The organism is Catenuloplanes sp. NPDC051500 (genome assembly GCF_044454585.1).
Lineage (GTDB): Bacteria > Actinomycetota > Actinomycetes > Mycobacteriales > Micromonosporaceae > Catenuloplanes.
In genome coordinates, this window is the sequence record NZ_JBITDX010000013.1 from 192,892 (window position 1) to 215,520 (window position 22,629).

The window sequence follows — 22,629 nt, forward strand, 5'->3', positions numbered from 1 at the left end:
CACGGAGTTCAACGCGGATTATTCAGGCGATCCAGCAGGGCTCGTAGCCTGTCCCGATAGGTCTCGCCGCCGGTCTCCGCGCCGAGCTGCTGGATCTCCTTCTCGTCCACGCCCAGGCTCCGGAGGAACTGCCGCACCTCGGCGAGGCCCTGCTCCGGGCTGTCCGGGGCGGCGTCGAGCAACCGGATCATGGCGGCGGCGTACCGGTGCAGCACCGTCGGGATCCGCATGTCGCCGGAGACGCGCAGGTCGTCGAGCATCGACAGGAACTGGCGGACGTTCGGCACTGTCGCACTTCCGGCTACGGCGAACGGCTGCGGCTGCTCGGGCGGGTTGAGGTCGATGACGACACCTTGCGCGAGATAGTCCGCGCCGAGCTGGTAATACTTCACCAGGCTGGCGGCGATCAGCACCCGGCGGTTCGGCCGGCCCAGCGCGGCCACCCGTCGCAGCAGGCCCGGGTTGAAGACGTCACCGGCCGCGGTCAGGTCGACGACCCACACCTCCTCCTCGACCGCCTGCGCCAGCACGTCGCGAGCCGGGCCGGTCGCGGGTGGCGCGATGTCGAGCGGCGCGGCGTCGGAGATCCGGACGGTCGTACCGTCGCCCTGAAAGATCTTCGCGGTGTACATCGGGACCTCGAAGTAGACGTCGGGGTCGGCCTCCACGAACGGCTTCCGGGCCGGCGCGGCGAGCATCGCGGCGTTAATCGCCTGCATCCCGCTGTCGTGGAAGCGCACCTCCGCCCGGCTCTGCGGCCCGAGCACGTTCCGGACCAGCCGGGTGGCGAAATCGGCAGGCTGCCGGCCGGGATCGACGTAGGCGGCGGCACCGAGCAGGATCGTCAGGTCGATGAGGTCCTCGGCGGCGTTCCGCAGCCGGACGTGCGCCTCGGCGCGCTCCCAGGTCCCGGTCGGCCCGTTCACCAGTTCGTAGGCGGCGGCGGTCGCGTCCTCTACGACCGTCTCGAGCTGGTCCAGGGCGAATGCGACGGTTCTGGGGAACTCGTTGGCGCGGACGGTGAAGGCGGCCGCCCCGGACTCGACCGCGGTGCGCAGCAGGTTGCCGGCCACCATGGCGGCGTCGTCCAGATGGTCGACGACCGGCAGCCCGGCCGTGCCCGCCGCCGCCGCGGCGTCCCACAACGTCTGGCGGGCGGCCTCGTCCGCGTAGGTCACCGGTGCGTCGCCGAGCGCGGTCGCGGCGTCGTCGAGCAGGCCGGCCAACTGGGACATGCGGTCGGTCCTGCCGAACAGGTCCTCGGTCTTGTTGCCGGTGACCCAGGTGAGGAACTGCATCAGCGTGTTGCCGTCGCCGGGCCCGGCGGTGAGCGTGACCGCCTTGGCCCAGCCGGCGTACTTCTTGTCGCCGCTGTCCGAGTGCCACGCGCCGTACGCGTTGAAGTCGTCCGGGCCGTTCGGCACGTCAGCGATCGGGGTGAGCCGGTCGAGCAGCGCGGGCAGCTCCGTGTCGAGTCGGCGCACCGCGGCCTCGAAGATCGCCACGAACTCCGGCGGCTCGCTGCCCGGGGAGAACCGGATCGAGCTGCCGGTGTCCGCGACAGTCGAGTCGACGAAGCCGAAGCTCTGCCGGATCTGCAGCGGCAGCGGCACACCGGCCGCGGCCGCCATCGAGGTGGTCAGGCCGGCGAGGTAGACCTGCAGCCACTCGGACATCCGGTCCAGGTCGGCCCAGTCCTTCTTCTTGATCCTCACCGCGTTGTCGAGTTTGTCTGCCTTGATCTCCGCCTGCCGCTCGGCGATCCGCGTGTCGCGTGCCTCGGTGTACCTGTCGAGGGTGTGCAGGTAGACCGAGACGTTCGGGTTCGGGCCGTTGTCCCGGACGCGCACGCTCGTCAGATCCGGCCCTTCCGCGAACCGGCGGTTGAGCTCCGTGGCGACCGCGCGGGAGTAAGCGACCCGGCGGTCGATGTAGGACATGCCGTCGGTAGACGCCCCGCCCGAGGTGAGGGCCGGCGTGGTGACGGCCACCAGGTGGGCGAGCGCCTCGGTCAGCGCCTGCCCGCGGGCGACGATGTCGAGCGTGCCCGGGTCCGGCGCCGGAACAGGCTCCTGGTCGCCGACCTTCTCGGCGAAGGCGAGGAACTGCTTCCGGTTGACCTCGGCGAGCACCCGGAGGTTGTTCGGGCGTGCGCCGGTGCCGCGCTGGGTGCCGGGCTCCTTCAGCTGGCCGGCATCGCCGCGCCTCTTCATCTCCGCCAGGAAAGCCTGATCCATCTTCTTGTCGGGGTCGGAGAGCGGCGTGGCTGCGGACGCGGTCTTCGCGATCGGGTGGTGTGCCTGCGACCGCCAGTACTTGTCCGCGACCGGATACTCGAGCGCCTGCACCTGCCGACGTTCCGCGGACTGGACGTCCAGCGGGATGAACGACGCGTTGTGCGCCTTGAACGCCATCGCCGCCACCAGGACGGTCTTGACCCGCTCGTCCAGCCGCCCACCGGTGACCGGCGGGATGCTCCGGAGGTCGGCGGCGGCGGCCGCGATCGCCGTCCGGGACAACGCGCCGTGCTCCTCCAGGCGATAGGTCTCCGCCATCTCCTCTTCGGTGGCGGACTCCGGCCAGGGATCAGCGGCGGGATCCTGGTCGACGTCCATGTCGGAGGTGGTGGCCGGGCTGCCCTGGCGGAGCCGCTGGGTGTCGCGCGGATCGCCGTCGTCGCTGAAGGCCGCCGACGCCGTGCGTTGCAGCCCTCGCGGGCCGGCCGTGTTCTGGTACATGCCGGCCGTGTCCCGGGCCTCCCCCGCCGCCACATCGCCGAGCGCGGCCAGGTCGATGCCGGCGGTGACCGGCAGGAAGCGGATCCGGGCCGGGCCGGCCGGCGCGGTGGCCTGCCGGCCGGACTGGCCGTCGTAGAACGCGAGGCCGTCCGGGCCGGGCGCGACCCGGGCCACGGTGATCGCATGGGCGGGCCCGCCGGCGCGTCCGTTGAGGACAAGCACGCCGTGCGCGCCGACTGTGGTCAGCGCCGCGTCGAGCGCCGGGACGAGACCGTCGCCGGGCAGTTCCCGCAGCGGGGTGCCGGCCCAGTCCGCGAGCAGGGACACGTCGGTGGCGGCCGAGGGCAGCGCCAGGTACCGGACGCCGTCCGGCTCCAGAAGCGTGTGGGCGGTGGCGATCGAGGCGAACACGCAGTTGGTCAGGTATTCGCCGCCCTCGTCACGAGGCGCGTTGACCTGCGGCAGCCGTGGATTCTCCGCGACGAGCCGGGCGACCGCGTCCGGGGAGCCGATCGGCTGCCAGCCGGGCCGGTCCGCGACACCCGCGGCGGCGTCCTCCATCTCGGTGTCCGAGTCCTCGCCGTAGACCAGGGACCTGGCGATCAGATCGTCGATCGTGGCGGCCTCGACCGTGACCGCCGGCTGTGCGGTGGACGGCCGGGGCAGCGCGGGCCGGCCCATCGCGTGCAGAAGCGCGTCGAGACGGTCGTGGAGCGCGGACTGGTAGGCGGCGTGTGAGAACGTCACCTGACCGGGCCCGGCGTGCGTCAGGACGGCCCGGATCGTCTCCTCGGCGACGCCGAGCCCGTCCAACAGCGACAGCAGGGCGATCACGTCGGTACGGGTGGCCTCGTTCTCGGCCGACGCCTGGTCCGCCGGGAACGCGGAGTCGCCCGGGACCGCCGCGTCGCCGAACACGAATTCGCTTATCGCGGGCAGGTACGGCTGGATGCTCTCGTCGAACCGGATCGAGTCGGCCGCGCGCAGGTCGTTGAGCATGGACAGGAACTGCCGCACGTTCGGCACCATGGCCGGGACCGGCGGGGTCGCGTCCTTGACCGGGTCCAGATCGACGATCACTCCCTGTGCCGCCTGGTCCGCGCCGAGCTGGTAGTACTTCAGCAGGCTTGCGACGACCGCGATGCGCTGGCCGGTGCCGGCGGCACGCAGTGCGTCCGAGTCGCGCAGCGCCTCCAGGCCGAGCGGGTCGCCGTAGGTGGTGGTGTCGATCACCCGCATGTCGTGTACACCTGTCGCCGGCACGGGAGTCGTGCCGGCGCCGGGCTGCGTGCCCGCAGGCAGCGCGGAAATCGTGGTGGCGAGCGGCGCGGTGTCGGACACCCGGACCCGGGTGTACGTCATCTCGCCCTTCCGCTCGATGATCCCCTTCGACTTCTCGGCCGCCTCGAAGTAGGCGTCCGCGTCGACAAGCAGGTCGGTGGCGGGCGCGGTCGACGTGAGCACTGCCGCGTGGATGGCCTGCATGCCGCTGGAGGTGTAGTGCACTGTGGCCCGGTTGTTGCCGGTGAGCCGCCGTACCGCCGCGGTGCTCTCCTCGTCCGGCCGGCGGGCGGGGTACGCGTCAAGGACCGCTGCCAGGAGTGTGCCCGCGTCGATCAGGTCCTCGGCCGCGTTGCGCAGCTCAAGGTGCCGCAGCGCCCGATCGTGCGGCGTCTGCGCGCCGGACTCGTCGAGCGCGACCGCGGCCCGGGTGGTCGCGGCGTTGACCAGGTCGACCGCGAACCGGGCCGTGGCCCCGAACACGGGTGGGCCGCCGGGCAGGTCCGCGTACTGCTCAAGCAGCAGGCCGGTGAAGACGATCGCGTTGTCGAGATCGTCCTGGACCGGGAGCCGTGTGTCCTCGGCCGCGGCCTGCGCCACCGCCAGGCGCAGGGAAGCGATGACGTCGCCCTGCTCCGCGGGTGCTGCGGCGCTGTCCCGCATCGTCCGGAGCGCCTGGGTGCGGGCCTCGTCGAGCTTCCTGGTGCGCGGATCGCGCAGGACGTTCTGGTCCTGCCGCTCGCCAAGGAATTTGTCGCCCTTCGTCGTGCTGATCCAGGAGACGAACGTGCTCAGCGGGTTCGGGCCGTTCGCGGCGACGACCGCGGCGGCCCAGCCGAGGTACTTCTTGTCGCCTGCGGCCAGGTTCCACGTACCGTTGTTGCGCAGCGTCCGCTTCTGTTTGTTTTCCAGATCCGCGGTGAGCGTGGGAAGGTCGCGGTCCAGCCGCCGGATCGCCGCCTCCACGACGAGCATGAACTCCGGTGGCTCGCCGCCAGGGGAGAATCGGATCGACGGGCCGGTGTCGGCCACTGTCGAGTCTATGAAGCCGAAGCTCTGCCGGATCTGCAGCGGCAACGGCAGGCCGGCCGCAGCCGCCATCTGTGTGGTGAGCCCGGCGAGGTAGACCTGGAGCCATTCGACCACCCGGGTCTTGTCCAGCCCGGTTCCGATGACGTCGACGGACCGCAGCGCGGTCAGCTCGATGGTGAGGTTCGGGTTCCGGCCGTTGTGCGCGACGGTGATGTTTGTCAGCCCGTCAGAAAGCCGATCGGCGAGGGACGTGGCGATGTTCCGGGAGCGCTGCATCCGGTGGTCGACGAACGTGTGGTCCGGCGCGATGTTCCGGCCGATGCCCGTGTCGCGCAGAAGCGCCCCCAGGCCGTCGAGTGCGTCCCGCATGTTCTGTGCGGTGACGGTTCCCGGACCGGGCGCGCCGCCCACGCCGAGCGGGTTGCCGTGGTTACGGAACCCGTCCGTGGTGATCAGATTGCCGACAAGCGCGCTGTTGGTGGGGCGCAGACCGGCGGACCCCCGCAGCGGACCGGCGCCCGATCCGGTGGCTGACGGCACCTGCGCGTTGCCCCGGCTCCGCAGCGCGTCGCCGAACACCTCGTCGATCACGGTGTCCGGCCGGCCTGCCGTTCCCACCTTCTTGGCGATGCCAAGCGTGGAGCTCTTGTCCTGCGAACGGTAGTAGAGGTCCGGGTTGCGCAGGTCGTACGGGTTGATCTGGCGGGGGTTCGACGCCTCCAGGTCGAGCGGCATGAACGAGGCGTTGTGCGATTTGAACAGCATCGCGGCCGTCATCACGGTCTTGACGTGTGTGTCAGAGGCCCGGCCGGCGGCGCCCGCGTTGAGGTCCGCCACCACCGAGGCGTGTGCCTGCTGCCAGAGCGTGGTGTGGTCGCGCAGCGACGCCGCCACCGGTGCGGAGCCACGGGCTTGCTTCCGGTTCGCTTCGTCGGTATCCGTCTGCGATGCGCGGCGCTTCATCCCGGCCACGTCCTCGCCGGACTGCGGGTCGGCGGGTGCGGGCGTGCGCTCCAGCCGGGTCAGGTCGACGCCGTCCGTGGTGGGCAGGAATCGGACGCGGGCCGGGGCGGCCGGCGCGGTGGCCCGCTCGCCGCTCTGCCCGTCGAAGAACGCCACGCCGTGCGGCCCGGGTGCGACCCGGATCGCGTTGAACGCGTGCGCCACCTCGCCGCGGCGGCCGTTGACCACGACCACGCCGCGTGCGCCGATCTCGGTGAGCGCGTCCGCGACGGTGTCCAGGCCGGCCACCTCGACAAGTGGCCGGTCCGCCCAGGAGGCGAGCACGCCGACCTCGGTGGCGACCGAGGGCGGCGCCGTGTAGGTCTCCCGGTCACGGTCGCGGATCTGCATCTCGACAGCGATCGCGGCCAGCACGCAGTTGGCCGGGTCGTCGCCGCCGTCGTTGATCGAGGTCAGGCGGGGGTGTTCGCGCAGCAGCATGTCGACGGGTTCCGGTTCGCCGACAGGCGTCCATCCGGTACGGTCCGGCACCCCGGCGGCGCGATCGCCCCCTTCCGGGGTGAGCGCCTGCTCGTCCCCCTCCGCGGTGAGTGCCATAACGGCGTGCTCGTCCGCCTCCGGGGTGAGCGCCGCGATCGCGTCGGTCAGGTTCGCGGTCCGGGTCTGCTCGGGCTCGCCGTCGCGGTAGGCGGTCCAGGTCGCCTCCGCGCCGAGCGTGGCCGCGAGCCGGTCGCCGGTCAGCTGCTCGGCGCCGATCGGGGCCTCGGTGACCAGCACCGGGCCGGTACGCAGCCGGGAGAGCGCGCGGGCCATAGCAGGGCTCGCGCCGGCCAGCACGACGCCGGTGTCCCGGGCCACCCCGGCCTGGTCCAGCGCGGTCAGCACCTCCGCGGCGGTCCGGCCGCCGGCAAGTGGCACACCCGCCGCGTCCTGTCCCCGCCCGGAGACGATCGTCCAGCCCTCGATCGGGTCGCGCTCGGCCGGTACGGCGGGGTCATCGGCGCCTCGCAGGTGGAGTCCGGCCGGGACCGGCTCGCTCGGTGTCGCGTCGTCGCGGGGGATGCGGGCCTCGACCGTGGCCGCGACGAGCACCGTCCGCCTCTGTACCGGCAGGTCCGTGGCCGTGCCGTCGGCGTCCGCCCAGCCGCTGACCGTGCGGGCCACGCCGTCAACCAGCGGCAGGCGGCGGTCGCCGACCCAGCGCGCGGTCTCGCCGATCGCGCCGCGCACCGAGATCCCGGCGCGTCTGACCATGTCGGCCAGGCTCGGGGACTCGCCGGTCACCTCGAGGAGCACGTCACGGGAGCGGGTGACGACCGGGTGGGTCTCGGCGGTGCCGTCGCCCTTCTTCGCGGGTGCGATCCGTTTGGCGCGCAGGTCCACCCATCGCTGTGAGGAGCCGGCCTCGCGGGCCGAGGAGCCGATGAACGAGACGCCGAGGATGGTCAGGTTCGTGTAGTGCTGCTCGTGCGGCGCGACGCCGTGGAGCGGGTCGTCGCCCTCGGTCGGGGTCTGCCGCGGCGCCGAGTTGATCGACACCAGTGGCGCGAAGCCGAGCGTGAGCCGCCGCTCCTGCCGGGTGAACGTGCTGGTCGTCGCGCCGGTGACGTGGAACTCCTCGAGCACCGACGGCGTGTTCTCGCCGATCGTGAACGGTGCGGCGTCCGGCCCGGTGTGCAGGTCCTCGGCGGTCCGCCACGGCGAGGCCGCGATCGTGCGCACGGAGAGCGTGCCGGGGAACTGCGGGCCGAGCGACGTGTTCAGGAACGTGTGCGTGACGCCGCCCTCGGTGAGCAGCGCGTGCGTGTTGCCGCCGCCGGTCTCGCCGCCGAGGAAGTCGGCAAGCTCCACCGGGTCGAAGCCGGGCAGCACCCGGCCGGCCGCGTCCGGCAGCAGCGTCGTGCCGCTGAACCAGTTGACCCGTAAGCCGGGCCGCAGGCCGCCGGACGGGTGCAGCGCGCGCATCTGGTCAAGCGTGAACGTCCCGGGCGGCGGTGTGCCGACGGCGATGCCGTGCACGTCGTGCGGGCCGTCGCCGGTGAGGATCGCGGCCGGGGTGACCTGGCCGGGGCCGTCGGCGGCGAGCGGATGCGGCGTGCCCTCCGACGTTTCGAACTCGATGACCGCGCGTCCGGGCAGCCATTGCCGCTCCGGGCGGGGGCGGTCGAGCATCGCGTCCCATTGGGTCTTCAGGCCCGCGAACGCGGCCGGGACGATCCAGGCGAGGATCCAGTCCTTCAGCGGTACGACGTCCACGTCGACCGCGAGCTCAAGCGGGTACGCCGCGCGCGCCAGGTCCCCGGACGACTTCGCCACCGACCGGGTCTCCGTGCGGGCCGACCGTGCGACGCCACGGGTGCGCTGGCTCTGCCCGTCGAGCGTGCCGACGGCGCCGGCCGTGCGCACCCGCCCGGTGGAGTCCGCGGGTGCGGTGATCGGCCCGCCGAGGCGCGCGGTCCAGTCCCGGGCGCGCTGGACGCCCCGGGTGCGGGTGCCGACGTCCATGCCGTGCGTCTCGAGCCCGGCGCCGGTCTGGCCGTACCCGAAGATGTCGTTCTGGTTCTGGTCCTGGATCTGCCGGGCGAGCACGCTTACCGTGACCATGACCGCGCCGCCGTTGTGCGTGGTCGGGATCGTGTACCTGTCGATGACCGCGTGCGCGCCGGTGGTCCCGGAGCTGAAGTACCGGGCGATGACGCTGGAGAGGCCGTTCACCGAGGTGCGTTTGGCCAGCCAGGCGAGCACCTGCGGGCCGTAGCTGTTGTGGCCGGGCCGGGTGATGCCGGGTACCGCGCGTTCCAGGCTGTCAAGCGCGGACAGGTAGAGACCCCGGCGGGGTGGCGCGGTCACGTCGATGACGGAGGCGGTGCCGAGGCCGCGGCGTTCGGCGATCCGGCGCGGCGGGTAGACCGGGGCTGCGGTGGCCAAGGGTGTCGCGCCGGGCGGCGGGGGCAGCAGTGTGCGGGCCTCGGCGACCTGCGCGGCGAGGTCCGCCGGGAGGCCGCGGATGAACTCGCCCGGGGTGGCCCACGGGTGCGGCTGCCCGTCGGCGGCGGTGATCGCGGTCAGGTCGGTGGTCCGCGGCCAGGTCGTCTCCAGCGCGTCCTGGATCGCGGCCAGGTCCATGACGCTTACCACCACCTCGATCCCGTCCGGTACGTCGAGGGCGGCCCGGGACTCGTTCTCCGGTGCGAGGTTCCACTGTCGTCCGAGGTCGGTGTTCGAGGGCAGTGCGGCGATGCTGCTGACGACGTTACGGGCGCTTCCGGTGAACGCGCCGATCATGGTGATCGGGATCCGGATCGTGTGCACCTCGGCGGAGTAGTTGTTGACCCGGTAGTCGCGGCCGGAGAGCACTGACGTGTCGATGTCCCGCTCGCGGACGGTACGCCGGACCGTCAGCGCGGGCGTGGCGAGCGGGTGCGCCAGGCTCGGCGCGATCGCCCGGTCGGTGGCGTCCTCGTCGGTCCGGGTGAACGTGCTGGCCCCGATGCGGGAGTGGCCGTCCTCCACGTACGCGGTGTGCGCCTCGGTGGTGCGCGGGGGGACGTAGACCGGGGTTCCGGAGATGTACGCCTGCACCTCGAACCGGCCTTCCGCGTCGGAGGCCATCCCGGGCTGGAACACGTTCTCGGAGACGACCGCGCTGCTCAGCGCGGTGGCGATCTCGCCGAGTTGCCGTTCCTCGCTTGCCAGCGCGCGCCGGGCCTGCGCGGACGCGCTCGCGGGCAGGCCCGGGTTCGCGCCGATAAGCGTGGGCCACCGGCCGCCGATCAGCGACGGCAGTGCCCGGCTCGCCCATGTCGCGAACTGGTCGTGTGCCAGCCCGCCGAGCATGGTGTTGAGCGCGGCGCTGCCGCGGACCGAGGTGATGCCGCCGAGGCGCGGGATGGTCGGCGCGTGCGTGAGCAGTTGCAGGTCACCGTCGGTCACGGGGCGGGAGGTGAGCGGGGCGCGCGGGGCCGGTGCGGTGTCGGTGACGCGCATGTCGGGCACCCAGGCCTCGACCGAGACCGCCTCGTCGCGGTGCGCCCAGCCGGGTACTGTGTCGCTCTCGCCGTACACCTCGATGTCCATGGTCATGTCCAGGTCGAACCGGTGGATCGCCTCCTCCGTGTCGACGAGCGTCTGATGCGCCACGACCTGCGTGTTCGCGGCCGTTATGGTGTCCTGCAGGGTCCGGCCGTGCGGGGTGCCGCTGATCGTCAGGTTGCTCAGCGGCGACGACGGCCACCAGGAGCGGAGCGGGATGTTGAGCGCGCCGTCGAGTGAGGCACGCATCGACCTGAACACGGACCGGACCGCGCCCATCCGGAAGAACGAGTCCGCGGACATGAGCATGCCGATGCCGCTGGTGCTGCCCCGATGGGTGGCGGTGGCCGGGCCGGGGATGACGAACCGGACCGCGATCCGCTGTACGCCGGCCGGGGTGGTCTTGTCGAACGTGACCCAGTTGCCCTCGCCGCGCAGCTGGCCGAGCGTCACGGACCGGAACGTGCCGGACGTGACGAGCCGCAGCCGGTGCAGGTTGCGCAGCTGGAGGTCGTCACCGGTGCCGGCCCGCGGCAGATATCCGTGTTCGCGCAGGTAGGTGGTGAGCGCGCCGTCCGCGGTGCCCGCGTCGAAGTTGCGGAACACGGCCATGCCGGGCCCGTCACCGTCGACGATGCCGGCCGGCGGGTGCAGGCCGGGGTCCGGGCCGGCGAGCTCGTAGTCGAGCCAGCGGACGCGGGCGCCGTGACCGTCCGCGGCGCCGTCCCAGGTGGCCGGCGTGGGGTCGGCGCCGGACGCGGTGAGCAGTTCGAGCGTCCACCGCACGCCGACGTCCGCGACTGTTGCCGCGCGCGGCCCGCCGGTGTGGTGGTCCTCGCCGGACCGGAAGCCGCGGCCGATGTAGGAGTCCGCGACAGTGTCCGCGCCGTGTGCGACGCCGCCGCCGCGGCCGAGCGTCGCGGAGAGGTTGCCGCCCCAGAACGTGCCGGACTTGAGCGTCTGTTCGGGTGTGGCGGTGGTCATCGTGACGCCGCCGGTCAGCGGCAGATCGCCCGCGTTCTGCAGCCGGAACGTGCCGCCCTCGGCGATCGCTGACTCGTCGATGAACTCGAGCGAGTTGTTCTTCGACCGGGTGACCACCCGGCTGTGCGCGTCCGGGACGACAGTCATCCGCAGGCGGAGCACGCCGATCGGGTTGCCGTCCGCGTCGGAGATCGGGTCGGAGAGCAGCCCGTCGGTGCGCAGCATCGGCAGGTTCGCGTGCAGGTTGCCGTGCGAGGCGAAGTCGAGCACGGTCCGCTGTGCCTGCTCACCGAGTGTGGCCCGGGTCAGCCCGGCCAGTTCCCGCAGCACGCGCGGCCCGGTCTCGCCCGGGTCGTGCAGCGCGTCGAGCGCCATCGGATAGTCGCGCAGCTGCTGCGGCGTCGGTAACGTCTCCGGGTCGTCGGGCGGGTCCGGGATCGCGATGTGCTCCGGGAAGAACACAGTGACCGGGCCGGTGACTGTCTCCGGGCTCGGCGTGCCGCCGGTCCCGGTCAGTGGTGTGACAGTCACCGACCATTCCACCGTGTACAGGTGGCCGTATCCGGGCTCGCGAAGCTTCTCGAGCATGCCGTGCGCGGACCCGACCTCGGTGGTGACGGCGCGCTGCTGCTGGTTGTGCGTGACGCGGGGTACGACGGAGATGTTCATGACCCGGGCCGCGTTCTCCGCGCCGAGCCCGGCGAAGTGCTGTACCGGCACCGGCAGGTTCCGGTAGTTCGCGCCGGACGTGCCGTGGCGTACCGCCACGTCCTGGAACTTGCGGTTCTCGCCCTGGCTGACCGCGTGCGGCGGTGTGGCGGGCAGCAGGTCCCGTTCCTCGACGCGGGTGAGCGTGGCGTGCAGCGTGATCCGCAGCGCGTCCGGGCCGGTTCCGGCGATGTGGGTGGATCCGTGCGTGCCGGTCTCCGACGGCAGGTCGCCGCGCAGCGCCTCGGCAGTGGTCAGCCGCGCGATGTCCGCCTGGATGTCCGGCCGCTCGGTCCAGCGGGTGTGCGGGGCGGCCGCGCGTTCGACGAGCGCCCGCACGTCCGCCGCGGTCTCCTCGGAGAGGAACCGTTCGTGGCTGTAGCCGAGGTGGCTGTGCTGTCCGGCCTCGCCGGTGCGGGGGCCGAAGACCGTCAGATCAGGCGTCCGGCCCGCGTAGGCCCGCCACTCGGCGAGCGCCCGGCGTGCTTCCCGGGCCCGGGCGGCCTCGTCCCGGGCGTGGCGGTCGGCTCGCTCCGACTCCGCGCGCACCTCGGCAAGCGCCCGGTCCAGTGCCCGGACCTGCCGGTCGAGGTCGGCGAAGGTCTGGTGGGCGTCGTCCCGGCCGGCCCGCGCCTGGTCCAGCAGCGCCTGCAGGCCTGTCGTCTCGGTGTGGAGCATGTCCCAGTCCGCGCGCAGGTGCTCCGCGTACGCCACGGCGGCGTCGAGGTCACGGCCGCGCTGGATGCGCACGGTCCGCAGCACTGTCTCCTTCCGTTCGAGCGTGATCCGTTCGGCGCCGAGCAGGGCGTGACGGCGCAGCAGGCCGTTGCGCTCGGCGATCAGCGCCGTCCGGCCGTCGGCGTCGAGGCCGTCCGCGAGGAGGCCGTCACGGACCTCCACCTGCCGCTTCTCCACGGCCTCGCGTTCCTCGGCGATCTGGCGCAGGCGCGTGACCGCCGACTCCAGGTCGGCGTCGAGAGCCGACACGTCCACGAGCACGGCCACGGCCTCGTCCGCCTCGGCGAGCGCGGTCTCCGCCGCCGCGAGCGTCTCGGCGGTCACGGTGTGCGCCCGCTGTGCATCGTCAAGCACTGCGGTGCGGGCGGTCAGTTCCTCGGCCGCGGTGTCGCGGCGCTGCCCGAGCGCGAGCGCGTCGTCGGCGGTGACGATCCGGGCGCGGTCGTCGAGCGCCCGCCGGGCCTCGGTGGCGGCCTGCGCGGCCCGGCGGGCGCGGGGTGCGAAGACGCGGTCCAGACGATGCAGCGCGGCCCGGGTCTCGATGGCGATCTCCACGCTCGGCAGCCTGGATCCGGCCGGCGGGTACACGATCGCCGGGTCGCCGCGCAGCGCGGGCGGCGGCGGGCCCTCGTCGAAGTCCACATCGGAGTCCGAATCGCTGCCGGACTCGGTGTCGGTGATCGAGCGGGCCTCGTCCGGGTCGAACTCGGACGGCAGGACCGGAAGCGGTGGCAGCAACACGTCGGACAGCGTCGGCTGCAACTCCGCCGGGACATCCGCCGGCAGCGCCTCGGTCACCAGGCCGGCGGTCAGGAACAGCCGCAGCGACTCCGCCGCGCCGTCCCACGCGTGCGCGTCGGCGGGGTCCGGCAGCAGCCCGGCCTCGACGGCGGCCGCCTCCATCGCCTCCGGCGTGCCGCCCCGCACCGCGAGGTCACGGATCGCGCTGTCCGCGTCCGCGCGGCGCATCGTCAAATGCGTGTCGAGCGCGATGATCTCGGTCGCGACCCGGGCGTCCGCGAAGGCGCCGCGGAGGTCGTCGGCGATCGACGGGAGCAGGGACTCGCCGAACTCCCGGGCCAGGTCCGTCTCGAACGCGGTCATCCGGTGGAGGACTTCCGCGTACCGCCGGATGGCCTGCACGTCCCGGTGGGTGCGGTAGGTGGCGGCCAGGCGCGCCAAGTGATCCGTGCGGGACCGGTTGGCGGACGGCGTGCGCAGGTCGTCGATAAGGGTCTCGACCTCGCCGTCCACCTCCGGGTGCGCTCCGGCGGCGGCCAGGACCGCGCGGGCCGCGTCCACGTGCCGGCCCAGGCGCACGCCGCCCCGGGTCTCACCGGGGCGGGGCGCGCGGGCCTCGTACCCGTCGAAGGCCTCAATGTCGTTGAGCAGGTCCCAGCCGTCGTCGGCATCCGGCGTGAAGAGCAGCCACGGGCGCCCGTCCACGGTGATCGGGGCCGGGGAGCCGGGCGCGCCTGCCACCAGGTCGCCCTGCGGGCTGATCACGTCACGGCCGGTCGCGGCGGCCAGCCGGCGGGCGAAGCCGCTCTCCACTGACGCGGTCGCGCAGGAGAGCAGCGCGATCGTCGCGTCACCTGGCGTCCGGTCCGCGATGATCTCGGCGAGCTGCTCAGGTGTGAGCCGGGCCTGCATGCGGCTGCCGTCCGGCGCGGTGACCGGCACCAGCACGTGCCGCCCGGCGGCGTGCACGATCACCGGCACCGACGCCGACCGCAGCGCGTGGGCGTCCAGCAGCGTCCGCTCGGCGGCCGTGAGCAGCATCAACCCGTCGGTACGGCCCGGTGCCGGCGCGATGTCCAGCCGCCGCCCGCCGGCCAGCCAGCCGCCGTCCGGGTCCCGGGTCAGCGTGGTCAGCGTGCCGTCGCCGCGCAGCGCCTCACGCACGGCGGCGAGCGTCGAGTCGGCGGCGACCGGCGGGCCCTGCTGGATCCAGAGCGCGGCCTGCCGCCGGTCCGCACCCCGGGCCGGGCCGCGGCGGGGCAGGTGCGGCGCGAGCGACGGCCCGTCACCGCGCGAGCTTGCCCGGACCGTGACCATCGCACGCGGAATGCCGCGCGCGGCCAGTTGCCGGGACAGCGTCTCCTCGGCGACCTGCCGGATCCGGTCCGCGCGGGCCTGCCCGGCGCGAAGTGAGAAGAACGCGTTGGCGCCGCCCTCGACCCGGATCACGATCGGCCGGGGCACGGCCGCCGACCAGTTGCGCTCCGCCTCCCGGACCGCGACCTCGACCAGCTCCTCGACCCGCCGGCGGCCCGCCTGGTCCAGGTTGGACGATCCCTCGGCGAAATCGACGCGGGTACGCCCGTCGGCGATCTCCGCGACCGCCACGCTTGTGCCGAGTTGAGCCGTGAACCGCTGCGACACCCGGGTGGCCGTGTCCCGGGATCCGCCGGACACCTCCCACCTGTTCTGCCTGCCGTTCCAGCGCAGATCGCCGGCGGTCCGGCCGGGGCGGGTCCGCAGCCCGCCGGTCGCGTCGAAGTCCGCGGCGATAAGCGAGTCCCCGGCGAGCTGTTCGCGCAGCTCGGTCATGGTCAGGTCCGGGTCGGCGCGCTGCATGCCGGTCAGCAGCCGCTGCCAGTCCCGGTCGCGCAGCGCGGCGCCGACCTCTGCCGCGCCGACGAAGATCTGCCCGCCCTCGGTGACCACGTACCGCCAGTCCTGCCGGCGTCCGGGGCGCAGCGCCGCGGCGGGGAACGACTCCAGCGGGTACCAGAGCGGGTTCAGCACCAGGTCGGTGTCGTCCGCGACCGGCGGCGGATCGGCCGGGGGCCCGTAGTCGGCGTCCAGATCGGCCGCGGCGGCCCGGGGCAGCGCGGTGCCCGGCTCCGCGCTGCCGTCGAAGTGGTCGGCGCCGTTGTGGAACAACACGAGCGGCGGCGCGTCCTCCACGCCGAACATCGCCGACCGGTCCCGGCTCTCCCTGTCGAAGAGCTGCATGCGCACGCCGAGCGTATGCGCGACGAGCGCCGGGAACGACTCGCCGACCGCGGTGTCCCAGCTGGCCGGCCAGGCGCGCACCGCGCCCTCCAGGCTGTCCAGTTCGCTGGCGGTCAGCGGCTCCCCGGCCGCGGCCCGGCGGGTGGTCAGCTCCGCGGCCAGCCGGTCGTCGGCGAGCGTGTCGAGCGCGATCGGCTCGCTGTACGCCGCGAGGTGGTCCAGCTGTTCCTGAAGCGTCAGGCCGAACGCGGCCTCCAGCTGCACGTCCAGCTCGCTCGCCCACGGGTTGCGGGTGCGAAGCTCGCGCAGGCGCACGTCGGCGTACTTCTGCCGCAGCGTGTCCGCGTCAAGCAGCGACGCGTCGGTCACCCGGTCCTCGCCGAGTCGGCGCACCTCGGCGAGCAGCTCGTCGCGCGGGGTGTCCCGGCCGTCGTGACCGAATGTCTCGGCAAGCATGTGCCGGGCCGCTACCACCTCGGCGGGCAGCCCGGCGTCGTCCCGCAGCCGGTGGGCTACCAGGTCGGCGAGCGCGTTCGCGGCCCGGGCGGCCGGAGACGCGGCGGGGACCGGCCAGGCGTGCGTGGAGAGGTTCGCGGCGGCGTAGCCCACGTCGGCGCGAACGCGCGCCGGGTCGCTGAGCCATTCCACCATGGCCGGGTCATGCAGCAGGCGGTGTCCGGGTAGCTGCGACCGGAGCGTGGCGAGGACCAGTGCGGGGTCGCTGACAAGCGTGGAGTAGAGCAGGCAGGCGCCGTCCGCGGGCGCGGAGACCAGCGGCGCCTCGGTCTTCGGCAGCTGCACTGCCGGTGCCGACGGTGGTACGACGGGCGCGGGCGCGTCCGGCGACGCGCCATCCGGCGATGACGGCACAGGCGGCGGCGCTGACTCCGGCGCGTGCGGCGGCATGATGAGCTGCTCCGGTGGCGGCCCGGAAAGCGGCGCGGGCGGCGGCACGGCGGTCGGTGCCACGGTGGCCGGGTCGCGGAGCGTGGCCCAGCGGACCCCGGCGATCGCTCTGGGCGCCGGAACCGTGTCCTGGATCAGCGCCTCTACCGCCGGCGGCAGCGTCAACGGCGGCCGGACCGGCGCGTTCGGGCCGGTCATCGTGGTGGTGATGGCCTGCACCCGCGCCCGTACCTCCGGCTGTGCCGCGAGGAAGGTAAGCACCGACGTCCAGATCAGCGCCGGATCGTGGTGCACGTCGACCTGGTCGCGCACCTGGGCGAGGTTGAGCGTGCCGCCCTCCGCGTGCAGGCGGAACAGCAGCGCGGAAGTGACCTGCGTGACGAGCTGCCGGGTCTGCTCCGCCGTGTGCGGGCGTGACACCGGCGGGGTGTCCGCAAGCCAGGTGTTCGAGAACGTGACCGTGTAGAGATCCGCCGGCACCCGCGGCAGGCCGGACGTAGTGCCGACACCGAGCGCGGTCGCCAGCTGCCGGAACAGCGAGCGGGACGGCCCGGTGCGGAAGACCACGTCCTGCTTCATGGTCTCCCTGGTGTACGCCGTGACCGTGTCCGGCGCCGTGGTCTCGGTGCCCGCCGCGGCGAAGAACTGGTTCTCCTCCATGCCCCGGGTGTAGTTCTGCGAAATCGCGTCCAGGTAGGCGCGGATGCTCGGGTGCGAGGCCGGCGTGACGAGCACCGCGTTGCTGTTCCGGCCGACCGCGCCCGGCACGGTGGTGCTCTCCGCGCCGATCGCCAGGCCGCTGTCGCTGTCCACCACCTGTTGCACGGCCGCGTCGAGGTCGCCGTTGAGCGTGTTGTCGCCGTCTGTGTAGACGCCGCCGAACCGGTGCAGCACCTCCGCCCGGAGAATGTCGCTTGCCGCCCCGTACGCGGACTTCACGCCGCGCGACCACTCGGCCGTGTACTGCGCCTGGAGGTGCATCGGCGCCTCCGCGTGGAAGATCTCGCCCACGTTGATCAGGCGGATCTGCTGCTGGTCCGCCCACTCGACGAAGTTCCGCACGTCGTCCGTGCCGGGCAGGCTCTGCCGGGCCGCGACGATCTGCTCGCGGGTGACGTCCGTCCAGAGCACCACGTCGAAGCGGGAGTTCTGCCGGGTCTGCTCCAGGTTCTGCCGGAACTCGAGCGCCGCACCCGTGTTCCCGAGCGGCCCGCCAAGCCAGATCGAGTGGGACAGCCGCGGGATGCGGACCGGCTTCGGCAGCCACGTGCCGAACCGGCGGCTCGGCTGGGTCTGCCCGGCGGCCGACTCGATCACTGTCGTCGCGTCCTCCCGCGGGCGCGGTTGCGCGGTGAGCCGGCCGTGGCCCAGGTGCGCCTGCGCGAAGAAGGACGCGCGCCGTGCCGCGGCCATCCCCGTCGTGTTCACCCCGCCGATATGGGCCGGGCGCGGTGGCGCGCCGCGCACGCCGAGGTAGTCCGGTCCGAGGCTCCGGGCCGTCCGCGCCCCGCCCACACCGGCGTTCCCGCCCACGCCGTTGCCCGGACGCCAGCGTCGTCGCAGCATGTCGCCGAGCTGCTGCACGGTCGGGTCGCCGGGCGCGCGCGGCGGCACGGCCGGAGTCGTCCTGAACTCCGGGTCGGCGACGGTCAGATCGCCGATCACCCGGTCGATCAGGTGCAGGTGCCGGTCACGCAGCCCGCCCTGGGTCAGCAGCCGCACCTGGTCGGCCTCGTCCGGGGCCAGGCCGGACGGGTCGGGTTCGCTGTGCGGGTCACCCATCAGGCTGCCCGCCACGTGCGGGCGGTGCGGGGCGGTGCTGTCCCGATTCTCGTCACGCAGGCCGAGCCGGTGACCGATCTCGTGCGCGTAGATGACCGGGTCCGCGTCCGCGTGCCAGGCGTGCTGGTGCATGCGGGTGCCACCGCCGACCAGGTCGACGACGAGGTGCGCGTCCTCGGGCGAGGTCGCGCGCTCGAGCGTCACGTGCAGCAGCTCGCCGTTGCCGGGCAGCCGGTAGCCGGGCTCGTTCAGGTATCGCCGCACGCCGTCCCGCGCGGACGCGTGCACCGTGTCCGCGGTGGTGGCGGGCGCGTCGCCGTACCAGACGCGCACGGTCAGGTCCATCACCGTCCCGCCGGCGGTCTCCACCGGCCGCGCGTCGAAGTGCGCCTCGACCAGGTAGCGGCCGGTGCCGCCCCGTCCCGGCCGGGAGACCGGGTCGAGCCAGCGGTGCCGGCGCACCACAGGCGGCGTCTCCGCTCGGGCCGCCGTCCAATCAGGACCATCAGAGACCACGGGGGTACGCACGCGGTCTACGACCACCCCGGTGGGGGCCGGGGCCGGCGCCGGCGGCGGGACGGTGACGGAGGCCTGGACCACCGGCGGCGGGACAGGCGGCTGCGGGGCGGTCAGCCGCACCCACGTGACCCCCGGCGGCGCCGTGGCGGTGTTGGCGAGGTCGGGTACGAGCAGCGCCAGCGCCGTCTGCGGCAGCTGCATCGGCCCGATCACCGGCGCGCCCACGCCGGTCATCTGCGTGGTCACCGCGCGGACCTGGGCGCGCAGCTCCGGCTGGGCGGCGATGAAGCCGAGCACCGTGTTCCAGATCATCGCCGGGTTCTGGTGGCTCTCCACAAGCTCGCGCACGGCAGCCAGGTTGAGCGTTCCGGCCTCCGCATGAGCGCGGTAGATCAGCCCGGACGTGACGTTCAGAACCAGGTCGAGCGTCTCCGCATGGGTGTAGGGCCTGGGGGCGATCGGATTGGTACCGGGCAGCCAGCTGTTTCCGTAGGTGACGTCGAACAGGGTCACGGGCACCTGCGGCAGGTCCCGCCGGTGAGCGAGCCCCAGCCTCTGCGCGAGTCCGATGAACACGGAGGCCGTGGGCCCGGACCGGTAGATCACATCCTCCCTGGCGCTGGCCCGGGTGTAGGGGGCGACCCCCGGCGGCATGATGGTCCGGTTCCCGCCGATGCTGTAGGACATGTTCTCAAGGTGCGAGTGCGCGTAGTTCTCACTGATCACGTCCAGCAGGGCGGCCACGCCCTGGTGCCCCGCCGGCGACACCAGCACCGCGTTGCTCGCGCGCGGCACGGCGCCGGGGTTCCCGCTCGGCGGCTCGGTGCCGACCGCCAGCCCGACGTTCGAGTTCGCGACGGTCCGCACGGCCGCGGTGAACGTGTCGGCCGGCCGGTTGGTGGTCAGCCGGTTGTCTCCGTCCGTGTAGACGCCGCCGAATCGGTACAGCGCCTCCACGCGCAGGATGTCGCTGGCCGCGCCGTACCCGAGCGGCAGCCCCCGGTGCCGCTCCGCCTGGAACGGCGCCTGCAGCCGCATCGGCGTCTCCGCCGCGAACACCTCGTCCACATTGATAAGCCTGATCCGGTGCTGCGCCGCCCACGCCACGAACTCCCGCACGTCGGCGGTCTCGGTGTGCTCCGGCGTGTTCGGCACCGCCTGCTGCGCGGCAAGCACCTGCGCGCGCGTCACGTCCGTCCACAGCACCACCCCGAATCCGGATGTCGCGGCCGTGTGCTCCAGGTTCGTCCGGAAGGTCACCTTGCTGGCGCTGGTGGGGTTCAGCGACCCGCCGAGCCAGATCGAGTGCGCGAGCCTCGGGATCTTCACAGTCTTCGCGGTCCGTATCCGGCCGGGGTTGCGGCGCTGCATCGTTGCGCCGTTCGTCGTCTCGATCACCGTGTCCGGTCGTCCGGTCAGTCGGATCGGCCCGGTCAGGGGTCCGCGCACCAGATCCGCGGCCTCGAAGAACGACGCGCGTTGCGCGGTCTCCATCGTGTCGAAGTCGATCGCGGCGAACTCGGCCGGCCGCGGCGGCACCGCGCGCATGCCGAGATAGTCCGGGCCGAGCACCCCCACGGTCCGGTCACCCGCCGGCCCGGCCGGGCCGCCGACGCCCGCGGCCGCGTTCCACCGGTTCTGCAGCTCCGTGCGCAGTTGCGTCTGCGTCCAGGTCGACGGCGCATGCGGAGGAACAATTCCCACGATCTCTTCGGGGGTACGGGTGGGAGCCTCCTCGGCCGAAGTCGTGTCCCGGTCCGGTGTGCGCTGCTCGGGAGCGCTCCTGGCCTTCGTGGGGGTCGAACTGGCCGGCACCTCCGCGACGTCCGGAGTGGACTGTGCGGGCGTGGCGGGCTGGATGGTCTGTGGGCCCTGCGACGTCCAGGACGGCACGCGGGCAGGCGTAGCCGCGGTACCCGGCGTCGTGCCGTTCGTGCTGGCCGACGACGGCGTGGTGGAGCTGCCGGTCGAGGACGAGGTGGTGGAGCTGCCGGTCGAGGTGGTCACTGGCTGCGGCGCCGCCGTCGTGCCGGTGCGCCCGCCACTGTTGGCCGTGTTGCTGCCGCCCGCCGCGTTGTTGCTTGCCGCGTTGTTGTTGCCCGCCGTGTTGCTGCCGCCTGGCGTGTTGCTGCTACCGGACGTGTTGCCACTGTTCGGTGTGTTGCTGCTGCCCGTGGTGCCGCTGCTGCTCGGTGTGTTGCCGGCGCCCGTGGCGCTTCCGATGTTCGGCGCGTTGCTGACACCCGTGATGGTGCCGGTGTGCGGTGTGCCGCCGTTGTCAGGCGCGGCGCCGAAACTCGACACGGTGTCGTTGCCGCCTGTCGTCGCGCCGGTGCTGGTCGGCGCGCTGACACTCGTACCCCCGCCGCTGTTCGTGGGGTTGCCTGTGGTGTTGCTGTCGGCCGCGGAGCCGGCCGGTGGGGTGACCGCGGACCGGGAGTCGTGGGAGGTCACGCCATCGGCCCGCTGACCGCTACGGTCCGATGTGGATTGCTGCTGGTCGCCAGAGGTCTGCCCGCCGGCGTCCGGGCTCGGTGTCGAGGTGTGCGGTGTCCCGGTGTCCGGTGTCACCGCACGGCCGGTCACGGTGTCGGTCTCGCCGTCGCCACGGCCGGTAGGCGTGTCGGCGGGCCTGCTCTGCGGGCCGGTTCCGGGATCGACGCCGGTCTCGTCAGTCTCGGTGTAGGCAGGTGGCGCGTAGTCCGGGTACTCGGACTGGTAGGCGGGCAGCTGCTCGTCGTCGATGACCTGCGGTGTCTGCGTCTCCTTCGTCACGACGGTCGCGTCGCCGTCGCCGCGCAACCCGGTGCCGATGGACGTCCCGGCCATGCCTACCGCGCCGGAGACCGCGCCGGACACGGCCGCGCCCCAGCCGACCTTCCAGCCGTTGCCGGTCATCAGGTTGTACATGCCCTCGGTGAGGTACTCGGTGAGCGCCTCCGTGGTCACCTCGTTGCCGACGTACTTGCTGATCGGCCCGCGAGTGTCCCGCGCCCACGGCGGCGGCTCGGGGGCGGCGGTGGAGCGGCTCGGATTCGGGCTCGGATTCGGGCCGGGGCTGGGATTCGGGCTCGGCTTGGGGTCCGGCGAGGGCTTCGGATTCGGCTTCGGGCCGGGCGACGGGACCGGTGCGGGCTGCGGGTTCGGCGCGGGATCCGGCTTCGGGCTGGGCACCACGTCCGGCTTGGGGTCGGGCACCACGTCCGGCTTGGGGCTGGGCACTACGTCGGGCTTGGTGTCGGGCTTCGGGCCGGTGTCCGGCTTCGGCAGGAACTTGTCCAGGCCGAGGTTCTTGAACAGCCGGTCGAGCAGGTTGAAGACGCCGCCCAGCCCCATCCCGATCGCCGCGCCGAGCGACCCGATCTCGGCCGCGACCTTGGTCAGCTCGAGGTCGATCTCCTTGCGGGTGTGTGCCCCCTTGATCTGGTAGAGCTGCACGAACAGGTCCATCGCGACCTGCAGCGCGATCCCGATGATCTGGCTGGTGACGACCGCCCAGATGATGCGGCGCAGCAGCGTCTTGTAGAGGAATTTGAAGATCGTCTCGATGAGCGCGATCCGGGCCAGCGCCGCGGCCGGGTTGAACCAGGCCATCGCGATGGCGATCAGGAACTCCAGGAACAGCTGGACCAACGCCGCGATGATCATCAGCTTGACGTACTGCACAGTGGTGGCCGTGTCCTGGTAGGCCTCGCCCATCCGGTACACGTACTTCGAGGCGATCCCGAGATATCCGGGGTCGTTCAGGACGAGCTGCTCCATGTCCCTGACGAACGCGCTTTCCGTGCCGCCGTCCATGCCCTGGCGGTAGGCCTGCACACCGTCGATGAAGAGCGCGACCGAGGCGTCGATGTTCTCCGCGGCCGTGGCATGGGCCTCGGCGATGCGGAAGAGGCGGTCCTCGTTTGCCGAGGGAAAGTCCTCCCCCGACAGGAACTTGAGGAATCCCGCCAGTTCGTCGTTAGCCTCGATCGCCACTCGTCAG

General features: G+C 72.9%; 1 protein-coding gene. It reads right to left on the reverse strand.

Annotation, left to right across the window (positions count from 1 at the left end):
* Positions 1-8: 8 nt before the first annotated feature.
* A complete protein-coding gene (locus ACIA8K_RS25755; RefSeq protein WP_396063499.1) occupies positions 9-22,622 on the reverse strand; it encodes a hypothetical protein in 22,614 nt (7,537 codons plus the stop codon).
* Between the last annotated feature and the right edge of the window lie 7 nt (positions 22,623-22,629).